Origin of the sequence: Sphingomonas sp. CCH15-F11 (genome assembly GCF_001557005.1) — a bacterium.
In the GTDB taxonomy this organism is placed as follows: domain Bacteria; phylum Pseudomonadota; class Alphaproteobacteria; order Sphingomonadales; family Sphingomonadaceae; genus Sphingomonas.
The window spans coordinates 40,250-54,040 of sequence record NZ_LSKG01000003.1; the positions used below are offsets into that span (position 1 = coordinate 40,250).

General features: G+C 68.6%; 13 protein-coding genes. 3 read left to right on the plus strand and 10 right to left on the minus strand.

Annotated elements, in window-relative coordinates; all coding sequences use genetic code 11:
* Positions 1–118 precede the first annotated feature (118 nt).
* Positions 119–1,486, minus strand: a complete 1,368-nt coding sequence (locus AX709_RS19285) for a CoA transferase (RefSeq protein ID WP_066545578.1) — start codon at positions 1,484–1,486, stop codon at positions 119–121.
* 76 nt (positions 1,487–1,562) lie between these two features.
* On the opposite strand from AX709_RS19285, the gene AX709_RS00350 reads away from it, so the two are divergent.
* Positions 1,563–2,687 carry a citrate synthase gene (locus AX709_RS00350; protein WP_156454082.1) on the plus strand — a complete coding sequence of 375 codons (1,125 nt, stop codon included), beginning with the start codon at positions 1,563–1,565 and terminating at the stop codon, positions 2,685–2,687.
* A 24-nt stretch (positions 2,688–2,711) separates the two neighbouring features.
* Here AX709_RS00350 and AX709_RS00355 read toward each other — a convergent pair whose 3' ends face one another.
* From AX709_RS00355 to pyrE, 9 genes are all read right to left on the minus strand, one after another.
* Positions 2,712–4,337: an alkaline phosphatase D family protein gene (locus AX709_RS00355; RefSeq protein WP_066545559.1), complete on the minus strand. Its 1,626-nt coding sequence runs from the start codon at positions 4,335–4,337 to the stop codon at positions 2,712–2,714.
* Between the two features lie 26 nt (positions 4,338–4,363).
* Positions 4,364–5,548, minus strand: a complete 1,185-nt coding sequence (locus AX709_RS00360; RefSeq protein WP_066545580.1) for a glycosyltransferase — start codon at positions 5,546–5,548, stop codon at positions 4,364–4,366.
* 11 nt (positions 5,549–5,559) lie between these two features.
* Positions 5,560–6,099, minus strand: a complete 540-nt coding sequence (locus AX709_RS00365) for a DUF2141 domain-containing protein (protein WP_082731555.1) — start codon at positions 6,097–6,099, stop codon at positions 5,560–5,562.
* On the minus strand, positions 6,099–7,022 hold the full coding sequence (locus tag AX709_RS00370) for a hypothetical protein (protein ID WP_066545561.1): 924 nt from the start codon (positions 7,020–7,022) through the stop codon (positions 6,099–6,101). The genes AX709_RS00365 and AX709_RS00370 overlap by 1 nt, the downstream gene beginning before the upstream one ends.
* Before the next feature lie 19 nt (positions 7,023–7,041).
* Positions 7,042–7,671 (minus strand): maleylacetoacetate isomerase, encoded by a 630-nt coding sequence (maiA, locus tag AX709_RS00375; protein WP_066545562.1) that lies wholly within the window; start codon positions 7,669–7,671, stop codon positions 7,042–7,044.
* Positions 7,672–7,819: 148 nt separating this feature from the next.
* Entirely contained in the window at positions 7,820–8,701 is an 882-nt protein-coding gene (lepB, locus tag AX709_RS00380; RefSeq protein ID WP_066545566.1) for a signal peptidase I, read from the minus strand.
* A complete protein-coding gene (gene acpS / locus AX709_RS00385) occupies positions 8,702–9,118 on the minus strand; it encodes a holo-ACP synthase (protein WP_066545568.1) in 417 nt (138 codons plus the stop codon).
* 106 nt (positions 9,119–9,224) lie between these two features.
* The gene (locus AX709_RS00390) at positions 9,225–9,956 is read right to left on the minus strand and encodes a pyridoxine 5'-phosphate synthase (protein ID WP_066480822.1); all 732 of its coding nucleotides are present in this window, start codon (positions 9,954–9,956) and stop codon (positions 9,225–9,227) included.
* Entirely contained in the window at positions 9,953–10,537 is a 585-nt protein-coding gene (gene pyrE / locus AX709_RS00395) for an orotate phosphoribosyltransferase (RefSeq protein WP_066545585.1), read from the minus strand. Before pyrE ends, AX709_RS00390 begins: the two co-directional genes overlap by 4 nt.
* A 198-nt stretch (positions 10,538–10,735) precedes the next feature.
* Between pyrE and coxB the strand changes: the two genes are divergently transcribed.
* Together coxB and ctaD are read left to right on the plus strand one after the other, a co-directional pair.
* Positions 10,736–11,869: a cytochrome c oxidase subunit II gene (gene coxB / locus AX709_RS00400; protein WP_082731556.1), complete on the plus strand. Its 1,134-nt coding sequence runs from the start codon at positions 10,736–10,738 to the stop codon at positions 11,867–11,869.
* Positions 11,870–11,871: 2 nt separating this feature from the next.
* Positions 11,872–13,515 carry a cytochrome c oxidase subunit I gene (ctaD, locus tag AX709_RS00405; RefSeq protein ID WP_066480820.1) on the plus strand — a complete coding sequence of 548 codons (1,644 nt, stop codon included), beginning with the start codon at positions 11,872–11,874 and terminating at the stop codon, positions 13,513–13,515.
* Positions 13,516–13,791 lie beyond the last annotated feature (276 nt).

The window sequence follows — 13,791 nt, forward strand, 5'->3', positions numbered from 1 at the left end:
CTCCTTCTCCCCTAGCCGGGCGCGACGCGCGCGCAAGTGCCTGGTGTCGAAACGTTGCGCTTTGCGACCGATCCTGTCCGGCCCGGCGGGACCGCTCGCACCGCGACCATCGACGCCTTCATTCGGCGCTATCGGAGCCGAGCCTCACCGCCGGCCGGTCCCAGCGCATCGGATGGCCTGCGATCACGGCCGGTGGCCGCAGCCGCTGCGCCGGCCCCCAGGCGGTTGGTTCGACGTCGGGCGCATAGTCCGCATCGTCGGGCGGCGGCATGTCGCCGGTCATTGGCTCCCCCGGGTGATCGACGAGCAGCTTTGCAGTGCGCGCGAGCGAAAGGCGCGCGGCCGTCGCGCCCGCACCGGTGGTCCGCGCGATGAGCGCGCGCACCGCCGCGGCCGCCAACAGATATCCGGTGGCATGATCGAGCGCCTGAACGGGCAGCGAGACGGGCCGGTCGGCCCCGCGCCAGACCTGGCCGGACGCGGCGATGCCGCAGGAGAACTGGACCAGGCTGTCAAAGCCCCGCCGCCGGGACCACGGGCCGCTGTGCCCATAGGCGTCGAGCGAGATGTCGATCAGACCCGGACGGATGGCCTGACGCTCGGCCGCGCCAAACCCCAGCCGGTCGAGCGCATCGCTGCGATAGCCATGGACCAGGATGTCGGCGCGGCCGAGCAACGCCGCGAGGGATGCCCGACCCGCAGCGGTCCTGAGGTCGAGCCGTGCGCAGCGTTTGCCCAGCGTCACTTCCGGCGCGACCGCGGGTTCGTCCCAATCCGGTGGGTCGATCCGCAGGACATCGGCACCGAACCCGGCAAGGAAGCGGGTGGCGACCGGGCCGGCCAGCACCCGGGTAAGGTCGAGCACCCGCAGCCCGGCAAGCGGACGGCCGGGCGTCGGCCGCCAGGCGCCATCGCCAGGCGCCGCCGGTGTATCCCACAGGATCAGCGGCTCGTGCGCCGCCGCGATGCCCTGGGGATGGTCCGACCATTGCTCGATGGTCCGTAGCCGCGCCGCGCAACCGCCGGCGGCGATGATTGCGGACTCCAGCGCGTCGCCTTGCCATTGCGCCACGCATGCGGCCACGGCCGCGCGATCGGGCGCACAGCCGAGCACCCCGAGCGCCGCGGCCCGATGGTGCGGCGCGTTGGTATGGAGCTTGATCCACCCGTCGCGCACTTGATAGTCGCCGGCGATCGCGTCCCACGGCGTCGGCATCTCCCAGCCGAGTGGCCGGATCGACCAGCCGAACCACAGCGACGTGAGCCGGTGCGAGACGGCTACCGGCGGCGCGACATCATGCACGCCGACCAGCTCGGACACCGACAGGCACGCCGCCGCGATCGATGCCGCCGCCAGCTCCGATACCGCGAAACACGACGGCAGCCGATCTTCATCCGAAAACGTGACCCGGCCCGACGCCGTGCGCGGCACGGCCAGCGCATCCAGGATCGCGCCGAGCAACGCGTGCGAAATCGTGTCGGACATCCCATGCTCCCTCATCCGGAGCATGTGGGCTAGCGCCTGATTGCCGCGCCGATCAATCTTGATACATATAATCAATATGACCGAATGGATCGACCGCGATACCGCGTTGAAGCGCCTGGGGATCAAGGCGCAGACGCTTTATGCCTATGCCAGCCGGGGCCGCATCCGCATGCGGCCAGACCCGGCGGACGCCCGCCGCAGCCTGTACAGCGTCGACGATGTCGCCGAGGCCGGGGTGCGCAAGGCGCGCGGCCGCAAGCCCGCCGCGATCGCGTCGAGTTCGATGGCATGGGGCGAACCGTCAATCCCGACCCGGCTCTCCACGATCCATCGCGGCAAGCTCTACTACCGCGACGTCGATGCGCTGACGCTGGCGTCGACCGCAATGCTGGAGGAGGTCGCCCGGCATCTCTGGGCGGTTGACTGGCAACCGGATTTCTCTGCCGCCGCCGGGCCTCACGCCGATGCGTTCTCGTTCCTGGCGGCGCGGATATCGACCGGCGCGTCGACCATCGGCCGCAGCGGCGACCACCTTGCCCGCGAAGCCGCGCAGATCATCGGCGGGCTGGCGTCGATCTGCGGCGCGGCGGATGTCCCCGGCCCGCTTCACCACCGGCTGGCGCGCGGCTGGAATGGCGACGACGGGACCGCCGACCGGTTGCGCCGCGCGCTGGTCGCGATGGCGGACCATGATCTCAACGCATCGACCTTTGCCGCCCGGGTCGCCGCGTCGACGGGCGCGTCGCTGCCCGCCTGCCTGCTCGCCGCGCTGTGCACGCTTTCCGGCCCGCGCCATGGCGGCGCAGGTGCGGCGCTGGCCGCGCTGGTGGAGGAGGCGCGCCGATCGGGCGCAGAACATGCCGTGCGGCACTGGCGCGAACGCGACGCGATGCTCCCCGGCTTCGGCCACCCGCTCTATCCCCAGGGCGATCCGCGCGCGGCACTGATGCTGGCGGGGCTCACGCCGCCCGAAGACCTGGCGGAATTGGCCGCCGACGTGCGCGAGCAGACCGGGGCATTGCCCAATTGCGACTATGCGCTCGCGGCGATCACCCGCGTGCTGCGCCTGCCCCCCGATGCGCCGTTCAAGATCTTTCTGCTGGGCCGCGCCGTCGGCTGGTGCGCGCATGTGATCGAACAGAGTCGCGATGGCACGCTGATCCGGCCGCGCGGCCGCTTCGATGGCGCGTTGCCCGATTGACCACACGACAGGCCCCGCGGCGCGTCACGCCATTCTGTGCGCTCCACGCTTCACGGTAGCGCGATGGCCCGGCCCGGTGCGCGTCGAGCGTTCGCGGATGGTATCGGCGAACACCCATTCGTTGACCGCCTGATCCGGGGTGAGCGAGAGCATCATGTAGCCCCGTCGCGACGTGTCGCACCATTTGAGTTCGGGATTGGCGGCGATCATCGCGGCGGCGACCGCCTTGGGATCGGCGGCGAGCGCGCTTTCGTAGCCGGGCGAGGTCACGCCCTGGCCGGCGAACTCGACCGCTGCCGGCCGCCCGTCCTGCGCCAGGTCATAGGCCCAGGCGTTGTGGCTGTCGCCGGCGATGACGATCGTGTCGGCGCCCATCGCCTGCACCGATTTGAGGAAGCGCGCCCGCGCCGCCGGGTAACCGCCCCAATTGTCGAGATTGGACGGCAGCCCGACCTTGCCCGCCAGCACCCCGGCGCGCACGAACGCCTTGGCGCGATCGGCGGCATCGGGTGCGAGGAAGTCGAGCGCGTTGGCCGGTGCGCGCGTTTCGCCCATGATCGTGCCGAAGCCGACGACCTGCCAGCGCGTCCCGGCGCGCACCGACGCGCGCATGGCATCCGCCAGCCAGGCTTCCTGCGTCGTCCCCAGCATCGTCGCGGCGGGATCACGCCACGCGCCGTCGCGAAATTCGACGAGCGCACGCGCCGGATCGGCGGACAGGAACAGCGGCGCGAGGCTCGGCGGCGCGCTGCGTGCGCTCAGCCGCGTGTCGGTGCGGTAAAGCGTCGCAAGCGCGCCGATCGGATAGGCCTTCCACGGCTCGTCCGACACCGGCATCCATTCGCGATAGGCCTGGATCGCAGCCATCTTGCGTGTCGACCAGTCGCCCTCGTCCTTGTCGTGGTTCTGCGCGCCGCCTTCCCAGCTGTCATTGGCCGATTCGTGGTCGTCCCATGACAGGATCATCGGCGCGGCGGCGTGCAGCGCCTGAAGATCGGGATCGGCCCGGTAGCTGGCATAGCGCAGCCGGTAATCGGCGAGCGCGAGGATCTCGCCCTGCGGCTGCGGCACCCGGGCGGCGATTGCCTGCTCGGCCGACGGATAGTTTCCGGCCGCATATTCATAGATATAATCGCCCAGATGCACCGTCAGGTCGATGTCGCCGCGCCGGGCGGCATGGGCATAGGCGTTGAAATAGCCGAAGCCGATGTTCGAGCAGGAAAAGACCGCGATGTTGAACCGGTCGACCAGCGCATCGGGCAGCGTGCGCGTACGCCCCACGGGCGACAGGGTGCCGTCGGGCGCGATGAAGCGGTAATGATAGCGCGTGTCGGGCTTCAACCCGTCGACGGTGAGCTTGACCGTGTGATCGCGCCACGGCCCGGTGATCATTTCGCCACCGCCCGCGACGCGCGCGAAATCGGCGCTTTCGGAAAGTTCGACGCGCAGCTTCGCGGCCGCGCCGTCCGCGGGGACATAGCGCGTCCACAGCAGCACCGACGTCGCGGCGGGCTCGCCGCTGGCGACGTTGTGCGTGAAACCCCGACCCGCGCCGACGCTTTGCGCCCAGGCGAAACCGGGGATGGCAAACGCGCCGAGCCCCAGTGCGCCGGTGGCGACGAACGATCGGCGGTCGATACGGATGGTCATGTGGCGTCTCCCCCTGGTACCCGTCGTCACGCCGCCAGACGCGGGCGGCGGCGCGCGTCGAGCAGCGACTGATAATAATCGATCAGCGCGATCGCATGATCGCGGTCGGTGCGCACCTGGCCTGCGGCATGGCGCGCGGCGGCGCGCAGGATGCGCGGTTCGCGCGTGAACAGGCGGCGGATCGCCGCGGCTGCCGAACGCGCGTCGCGGGCGCGATAGGTCTCGGCGAACAGTGGATCCGCCAGTTCGGCAAAGCCGCCCTCGTCGGGCGCGATCAGCGGCAATCCCGACGCGATCGCCTCCAGCCCGACCAGCCCGAACGGCTCGGCGTCGGAACCGTGGATGAGCGCATCGCAACTCGCCATGATCCGCGCCAGCCGCTGACGGTCATAGACCGGGCGGAACAGCTTGATGTGCGGGCTGCCCGCGACACGGCGCTGCACGACGCGGCTGTCGACGCCCGCGCCGATCTGGATCAGGCCGACCGGCATCTGCGCGCCCGCGCGCTCGACGGCGTCGAAGATCATCGGCCATCGCTTTTCGGGATGATGCCGGCCAATCCCGAGCAGCAGGTGCGCGTCGGGCGGCAGGTCGCACTGGGCCAGCAGCGCCCGGCGCAGGCCCTCGTCGCGGTGTTCGGGCGAGAAGATCCCGCGCTGAATGCCCAGCGGCATCGCGGCGTGAACGGTCAGCCCGCGCCGTGCATGACGCTTGGCCAGCGAGGGGCCATTGGTCACGAAGACATCGAACTTGGCCAGGAAACGCGCCATGTATCGCGTGTACCAGCCGAACGCGCGCTCGATGCGGTCGGGCGCGGCAAAGCGTTCGAACCAGCGCATCGGATAGGCGGCGACATTGTCGTTGTGCGCGAAGAAGACCTTGAGCGCGCCCCCCTGCCAGTTGCCGACGATCCAGCCCGGCCGCCACGGCGAGCTGGTTTCGACCACGTCCGCATCCAGCCGGTCGAGCAGCCGGCGGATCGGATCGCCATCGACGAAGATGCCGTAATTGGTGTCGAGGATCAGACGCGGGGCCTTCACCCAATGGATGCAGCCCCCGCCCGGCCGCTCCTCCACCGCGTCCGCGCGCCCGGGAGCGATCACGATCAGCTCGTGCCCCAGCTCGGCCATGATCTCCATCTTGCGATCGAGATAGGTGCGCACCCCGCCGCCGGTGGGGGAATAATATTCGTTGACGTCGACGACGCGCACGGGCGTCTCCTTCACTTCCCGCCGCGGATCGGACCGAAGCCGGACAGGCCGCGCAGATACTGGGCTCGGATGTTGGTGGTCGTGACGCCATCGCCGACGTTGATGACAGCTTGATGAAGCTTCGGCCGGGCGCGCCCCAGCTTGACGTTGCTCGGGAACCCCGCGCCGTCCTTCCAGAAATCGAACTTGTTCCTGCCGTCGCGGTCGTGGGTGAACAACAGCGCGTAGCGGCCCGGTGCCGGCGCCTTGATACAGATGGCGACGGGGCCGCTGGGCGGCATCGGCGCCCAGATGCGGCGGAAGAACTTGCCCTCGGCGCGCAGGTCGCGATCGTCCTTCAGGAAATCCTGTTCGTTCGCGGGATAGAGCTCGAGCTTCAGGCGACCGACGCGGTCCTTGAGCCCGGTGACGTTGACGCGGATGGCCGGCCCCGAATCCGCGGCGCAAACCGCGGCGTCCTCCCCCAGGATTGCCTGCGCCGTTGCGGGGGCGCCGGTGGCGGCGGCAGCCGCGAACGCGAAGCCCCGCGACACTTTCAGGATCGTTGGCATCAGAACCTCGTCTTGATGAGCGAGAACAGGCCGAACAGTGCGATGAGGACGAGATGGCAGAGCAGGTTGAGCGCGGAGGTGAAGGCAACGAGATCGCCCAGCGCCTCGCTCTGGCCGATGAACAGGATGGCGAAGGTCGCGAACACCAGTTCCTTGTTGGGGATGAGCGGCATGCGGAACACCAGCAGCCGCCCCGCGACCAGGAACGACCACATGCCCAGCGACACGTCGGGCATGGCGAAATGCCACGCCAGCGCCAGCGCGGCGGAATCGAGGACGAAGCGCACCGCATGGATGCCGAACACCTGCCAAAGCTGACGACGGCCGAGCGAGAAGACGCGTTTGGAAAAGATCACGAACGGCGCGGACAGGGCAAAGATGATCGCCGCCGACAGCGCGACCATGCGCAGGTCGGACCGGCTGAGCAGGTCGGACGCGATCGGCAGCACCAGCGCGATCATCAGCAGCGTCAGCGAATTGGCCGCGATCCCCGACAGGATCGTCACGTCCTTGACCGCGCCGAATGGCGACGTGACCATCTTCATGCGCTGGCGCGCCCAGACGTAGAAATAGACGTCGCCCGAATAGCCGATGACCACGTCGTTCGCGATCCGCTTGCGCAGCAGCGCGCCCAGCCCGGCGACGGGCAGCTGCCAGAGCCGACGGAAGATCACGAAGTCGCCGACCGGCGACGCAAGGTAGGCGACGGCGAAGGCGAGGTAGAAGAGCGGGCTGTCGGGAACCGTCCGCGACAGGCCCGTCAACCCGGCCTCGAGGAGCTCGCGGGCCAGTCCGACGACCATCAGCACCGACAGCGCCGCGCCCAGCAGCACAGGCCAGCGCCGCTTGATCCGCTCGATCGGCTCCAGCCCGCCCATTGCGGCGAACTCCTCGGACTCGGGCGTGGCGGCAGGCGTAGTCACGGGGTGATCGCGGCTCCGATCAGACGAAATGATCGGGATGCGCCGCGGCGAATGCGGGCAATGCCGTCGCGGCAGCGTCGATCGCCACCAGGCGGGGAAACGCATCGAGCGGCACCGAAAAGCGCCGGGCATTGGCGATCTGGGGTACCAGGAAGACATCGGCGATGTCGGGGGCCTCGCCACCCAGATACGGGCCGTCGCCCGCCATTTCCTCGATTGCGGCCAGCCCGGTGACGATCCAGTGCGCATACCAAGCCATGCGGGCGTCACGGTCGGCGTCGAACTGGGTTTCCAGGCGTTTGAGCACGCGAAGGTTGTTGAGCGGATGGATGTCGCACGCGATGGCAAGCGCGAGCGACAGCGCCCGGGCGCGGGCCAGCGGATCGGCCGGGATCAGCCGCGGTTCGGGATAGGTCGCCTCCAGCCAGTCGATGATCGCCAGCGACTGTGTCAGGATGGTGCCGTCGCCGATGTCGAGCGCGGGAACCAGGCCCTGGGGATTGGCGGCGAGAAACGCGGCGCTGCGCTGATCGCCATCGACCAGCGACACCGGATGGCGTTCCCACGCCACGCCCTTCAGATTGAGCGCGATCCGCACGCGATAGGCGGCGGAGGAGCGGGCATAGTCCATCAGTCGAATCGACGGCATCGGTGTTCCTTGAGCCGCGCGGACGGATCGGCCCCGCACGAATGGCCGGCCGCGACGGTGGGTTCGCGACGATGCCTATGACACGGCAATGACAGCACCATGACGTCCGCCGATCGGCCGGCCTGTCCGCACGCGCCGGCGGAAACGCTCAGCGCGCCGCGTCGGGATGGAGCGAATTGCCCGCCCGGCCGGCCCGGAACGCGCCCGGCCAGCTGCGCGGATCGATGGTCATTTCGCCGTTGAGCGAGAAGGTGATGAACTCCGCCCGGCCCCCGATATTCTCCCACGGCACCGGCCCGCCCAGACCGCGATCCTCGATCGAAAAGCGGCTGTCGGCGGAATTGTCGCGATTGTCGCCCATCAGGAAGACATGATCGCGCGGCACCGTGATCGGTCCATAATTGTCGCCCAGGCTGAGACCGATGTCGACGGTGTCGTAGCTGACGCCGTTGGGCAGCGTTTCGCGCACGATCGGGAGCCGGCAATAGGCGCGCCCGTCGGTTCCGGTGAAGCGCGCGCCGGGATATTGCGCGGCGTCGCACTGCGCATTGCGATCGACCGGCAGCACGCGGGGGGCGGCGATGCGGCGCTCGACCGGCACGCCGTTCAGGATGAGAGCGCCGTTGCGCACCTCCAGCCGGTCGCCGGGCAGGCCGATCACGCGCTTGATGTAATCGATCCGCGACCCCCGCGGCGTGACGATGACGACGTCGCCGCGTGCGGGCAGGCGGCCGAACAGCCGCCCGCCGACAAAGGGCAGCAGGTGAAAGGTCGGGGTCACGAACGAGAAGCCGTAGGGGTATTTGGTGACGACCAGCCGGTCGCCCTTCAGCAACGCCGGCACCATCGATTCGGACGGGATATAGAAGGGCTTGGCGATGAAGCTGTGAAAACCGAGCACGGCCAGCACCAGCCACAACAGCCCGCGCGCCTCCGCGCTCCAGTCGACGCCGCGACGCTGGGCCGCGGGCGGCGTATCGGCATCCTCACGCGGCAGGGGAATCGTCGCGGCGGAGTCAGTCGAGGTCATTCACCTATCCCCTGGCATCGCCGGCACCGCTTCGATCACCACGAACGCCTGCGCCCAGGGGTGATCGTCGGTCAGCGACAAATGGATGCGCGCGACGTGACCCGGCGGCGTGATCGCGTCAAGCGCCGCGTGCGCGCCACCGGTCAGCGCCAGCGTCGGTGCGCCGGACCGTGCATTGACCACGCCGATGTCGCGCAGGAAAACGCCGCGCCGGAACCCGGTGCCCACCGCCTTGGAGAACGCCTCCTTGGCCGCGAACCGCTTGGCCAGCGTGCCCGCCATCGTGAACGGGCGCCGCGCCGCCTTCGCCCGCTCGACATCGGTGAAGCAGCGATGGAGGAAACGGTCGCCGAAACGGTCAATCGAACTCTGGATGCGGTCGATGTTGCACAGATCGGAACCGATACCGATGATCATGCCGCGCCCCCGAGCGCCGCCGCGGCGCAGGCCGGGGCCGCAAGCCGAACGATGCGCCCCACCGGCCAGCGGCCCCGGCCTGCGCCGGGGCGACGAGGGGTGCGCATCACCGCGCGCTGTCCATCAGGTCGCGCATCCGCTTCACCACCGGGGCCAGCCCGTCGAAAATCGCCTCGCCGATCAGGAAATGGCCGATATTCAACTCGCGCAACTGGGGGATCGCGGCGATCGGCACGACATTGTCGAAGGTCAGGCCGTGGCCGGCATGGACCTCGATCCCGTTCTTGGCGGCCAGCGCGGCGGCATCGGCGATCCGGCGCAGTTCGTCGGCCTGCGCGTCACCCGCCAGCTCCGCATAGCGGCCGGTGTGCAGTTCGACGACGGGCACGCGCAGGCGCAGCGCCGCGTCGATCTGGCGCGGATCGGGTTCGATGAACAGGCTGACGCGCACGCCCGCGTCCCCCAGCGCGGAGCAGAAGGGCGCAAGCTGGTTGTGGAGGCCGGCCGCGTCCAGTCCCCCTTCGGTCGTGCGCTCCTCGCGCTTTTCCGGGACGATGCAGGCGGCATGGGGGCGGTGGCGCAGCGCGATGTCGAGCATCTCCGTCGTCATCGCCATTTCCAGGTTGAGCGGCACCGGCAACCCGTCCGACAGCCGCGCGATGTCGTCGTCGGTGATGTGGCGGCGATCCTCGCGCAGATGCGCGGTGATGCCGTCCGCGCCCGCATCCGCCGCGAGCAACGCCGCGCGCACCGGATCGGGATAGCCCGACCCGCGCGCATTCCGCACGGTGGCGACATGGTCGATATTGACGCCCAGGCGCAGGTGATGGGGGCTCATGCCACCGCCCGGCTGCCGGGCTTGACGGCGGGGATCGCCGCCAGTTCGGGCGGGAGTGCGTCGGGGGCATAGGTCGGCACGTCGAGCCGGATGAGCGGGTAGAACGGGACGCCCAGATCCGCCGTCCCGTTCGATCGATCGACCAGCGCGGCGGCTGCGACTACCTCGCCCCCCGCCGTTCGGATCGCCGCGATCGCTTCGCGCGAGGACAGCCCGGTGGTGACGACGTCCTCCATCATCAGCACGCGCGTGCCGGGAGCGAGCGCGAAGCCGCGCCGCAGTTCGAACGTGCCGGTCGGCCGTTCAAGGAACATCGCGTCGACGCCGAGCGCCCGACCCATTTCATGACCCGCGATCACCCCGCCCATCGCGGGCGACACCACCGCCTGGATCGCGCCGCGCACCGCATCGGGCAGCCGCGCGGCGAGCGAGTCGGCCAGCCGCGCGCCGCGCATCGGGTTCATCAGCACGCGCGCGCACTGCAGATACCTGCTGCTGCGCAGACCGGAGGAAAGAATGAAATGCCCCTCGAGCAAGGCGTCGGCGGCGCGGAATTCGGCCAGAACTTCGTCTTCGGTCATGCAGGATTTCCGGGGATCATCGGCGCTCATGTCTACGCCAGCCCCCCGGGCCGGGCAAGCTGGACCAAAAACCGTGCTGCATATGCTTGAGACGCCGGTAAACCCTCGATATAGGCCGCGACGTGAAACAGGACCCGTGCGCAATTACGGGCACGCTTGCGCAACCCGCGCCATGATGAAAACGGACGAAGCAAACCCATGCACCTACCCGGATTGAAGCCGATCCTGATCGCCGCCGCGCTGGCCCTGTCCGGCGCGACCGGCGCTGCGGCGCAACAGGCCGAAGCCCCGCCCGCCGCGGCGGAAGCGGCGCCCGTCGCCCCTGCCCAGGCGACCCCCGTCGTCACCGCCGGCGCTCAGCCGCAGGCCCCGGCCGATACGGCAGCGGCCACGCCGGCCAAACCTGCCGATCCCACGCTCAATCCCGACGGATCGCCGATCCTGCGCGCGACTCCGGGCCAAGGCCAGCCGACCGACGGGCTGGTGGGCCTGCAGACCCAGGTCACGCCGAACGGGCGCGAGGCCTTCGGCTTTCACAACTGGGTGCTGATGCCGATCATCACCGGCATCTCGATCCTGGTGCTCGGGCTCCTGCTCTATGTGATGGTGCGCTATCGCCGCGCCGCCAACCCGACGCCGTCCAAGACGTCGCACAACACGATGATCGAGATCATCTGGACGCTGGTTCCGGTGATCATCCTGGTGGTGATCGCGGTGCCGTCGATCCGGCTGCTCGCCAACCAGTTCAAGCCCGCCCCCGCCAATGCGGTCACGCTTAAGGCGATCGGCAACCAGTGGTACTGGACCTATGAATATCCCGACCATGGCGGCTTTTCGGTCACGTCCAACCTGCTGAAGGAACAGGGCGAGGTCGCGGCCGGCCAACGGTTCCGCACCGACGCCGACGGGCCCCGCCTGCTGGCGGTCGACAATCGCATCGTCCTGCCGGTCGGCACGCCCATTCGCCTGATCACCACCGCCAACGACGTGATCCACAGCTGGGCGATGCCGGCGTTCTGGATCAAGCTGGACGCCATTCCAGGCCGGCTCAACGAAACCAGCTTCACCATCGAAAAGCCGGGCCTGTATTTCGGCCAGTGTTCGGAACTTTGCGGCGCGCGTCACGCCTATATGCCGATCGCAGTCGAAGCGGTGCCGGCCGCGCAGTTCGCCGCCTGGGTCCGCGCCAAGGGCGGCAAGATGCCGGGCGAGGCCGCGCCAGCCGCCGCCACGACACCGGCCCCCGCGGCGACGCCCGCCGCCACCGAAGACGCGCCGGCCGACAATGCGATCGCTCCCGAAGCGGCGGCGATTGAGAACACGGAAAACTGATCATGACCGACACCGCACTCAACCCCTCCGCATTCCACGCGCATGACGACCACGCGCACCATGATGCGGACCACAAGCCTGGCTTCTTCGCGCGTTGGTTCATGTCGACCAACCACAAGGACATCGGCACGCTCTACCTGATCTTCGCGATCGTCGCCGGCATTATCGGCGGCGCGATTTCGGGCATGATGCGCGCCGAGCTCGCCCAGCCCGGCATCCAGTTCTTGGAAGCCTGGTCGGGGCAGCAGGGCGACGCCGCGCTCCATTTCTGGAACGTGCTGATCACCGCCCACGGGCTGATCATGGTGTTCTTCATGGTGATGCCGGCAATGATCGGCGGTTTCGGCAACTGGTTCGTGCCGATCATGATCGGCGCGCCCGACATGGCGTTCCCGCGCATGAACAACGTGTCGTTCTGGCTGCTCATCCCGTCCTTCGCGCTGCTGCTCGCCTCGCCCTTCTTCGGCGGCGCGGGCACCGGCTGGACGGTCTATCCAACGCTGTCGACCTATGGTCAGCCCGACGCATCGGTCGACATGGCGATCCTGTCGCTCCACTTGGCGGGCGCGAGCTCGATCCTGGGCGCGATCAACTTCATCACGACCATCTTCAACATGCGCGCGCCGGGCATGACGCTGCACAAGATGCCGCTGTTCGTGTGGTCGGTGCTGGTCACCGCCTTCCTGCTGCTGCTCGCGCTGCCCGTGCTGGCGGCTGCCATCACCATGCTGCTGACCGACCGCAACTTCGGCACGACCTTCTTCGATCCGGCCGGCGGCGGCGACCCGGTGCTGTACCAGCACCTGTTCTGGTTCTTCGGCCACCCCGAAGTCTACATCATGATCCTGCCGGGCTTCGGCATCGTCAGCCACATCGTCGCGACGTTCAGCCGCAAGCCGGTGTTCGGCTATCTCGGCATGGCCTATGCCATGGTCGCGATCGGCGTCGTCGGCTTCGTCGTGTGGGCGCACCACATGTTCACGACCGGGCTGAGCGTGAACACGAAGATGTACTTCACCGCCGCAACGATGATCATCGCGGTGCCGACCGGCATCAAGATCTTCAGCTGGATCGCGACGATGTGGGGCGGCTCGCTGAGCTTCAAGACGCCGATGATGTGGGCGATCGGCTTCATCTTCATGTTCACCGTCGGCGGCGTCACCGGCGTCGTGCTCGCCAATGGCGGCGTCGACGACTATATGCATGACACCTATTACGTCGTGGCGCACTTCCACTATGTGCTGTCGCTCGGCGCGGTGTTCGCGCTGTTCGCCGGCTTCTACTACTGGTTCCCGAAAATGTCGGGCCGGATGTACAGCGAGCTGCTGGGCCAGCTGCATTTCTGGGTGTTCTTCGTCGGCGTGAACGTGCTGTTCTTCCCGATGCACTTCCTCGGCACCCAGGGCATGCCGCGCCGCTATCCCGACTATCCCGACGCCTATAGCTATTGGAACGAGATCGCGAGCATCGGCTACGCGATCATGGCCGTCGGCATGGTGTTCTTCTTCTGGAACGTCCTCCAGTCGCTGCTGGCGGGCAAGAAGGCGGAGGGCAATCCGTGGGGCGAAGGCGCGACCACGCTCGAATGGACGCTGCCCAGCCCGCCGCCCTTCCACCAGTTCGAAACGCTGCCCAAGATCGACTGATCGACAGGCACTAACGCCTCGCAAACAGGAACGACCCGGGTGATCGCCGTCACCCGGGTCGTTTCACATGCGCGCAACATTCCCGATGTCTAAGGCGCAGGGTTCACGGGTGATTGCCAAAGGGCGTCGCGGCGGCGGACCGTGACCATGCCGGGGGGGACGGCAGGGGCTTCGACGGGGGGTTCCGATGCGATGGACGATGACCGGCGCGGTAATGACGCTGCTGTGGCTGAACGCCTGCTCGGGCGGGGTCGATCCGGGCGGATCGACACCGAT

Excerpts from the sequence above, each read along its gene's own strand:
- AX709_RS00350 (WP_156454082.1), top strand. The coding sequence starts at position 1,563 with ATGACCGAATGGATCGACCGCGATACCGCGTTGAAGCGCCTGGGGATC.
- lepB (WP_066545566.1), bottom strand. The coding sequence starts at position 8,701 with ATGACCTCGACTGACTCCGCCGCGACGATTCCCCTGCCGCGTGAGGAT.
- AX709_RS00390 (WP_066480822.1), bottom strand. The coding sequence starts at position 9,956 with ATGAGCCCCCATCACCTGCGCCTGGGCGTCAATATCGACCATGTCGCC.
- pyrE (WP_066545585.1), bottom strand. The coding sequence starts at position 10,537 with ATGACCGAAGACGAAGTTCTGGCCGAATTCCGCGCCGCCGACGCCTTG.
- AX709_RS19285 (WP_066545578.1), bottom strand. The coding sequence starts at position 1,486 with ATGTCCGACACGATTTCGCACGCGTTGCTCGGCGCGATCCTGGATGCG.
- maiA (WP_066545562.1), bottom strand. The coding sequence starts at position 7,671 with ATGCCGTCGATTCGACTGATGGACTATGCCCGCTCCTCCGCCGCCTAT.
- AX709_RS00365 (WP_082731555.1), bottom strand. The coding sequence starts at position 6,099 with ATGCCAACGATCCTGAAAGTGTCGCGGGGCTTCGCGTTCGCGGCTGCC.
- ctaD (WP_066480820.1), top strand. The coding sequence starts at position 11,872 with ATGACCGACACCGCACTCAACCCCTCCGCATTCCACGCGCATGACGAC.
- acpS (WP_066545568.1), bottom strand. The coding sequence starts at position 9,118 with ATGATCATCGGTATCGGTTCCGATCTGTGCAACATCGACCGCATCCAG.
- coxB (WP_082731556.1), top strand. The coding sequence starts at position 10,736 with ATGCACCTACCCGGATTGAAGCCGATCCTGATCGCCGCCGCGCTGGCC.
- AX709_RS00355 (WP_066545559.1), bottom strand. The coding sequence starts at position 4,337 with ATGACCATCCGTATCGACCGCCGATCGTTCGTCGCCACCGGCGCACTG.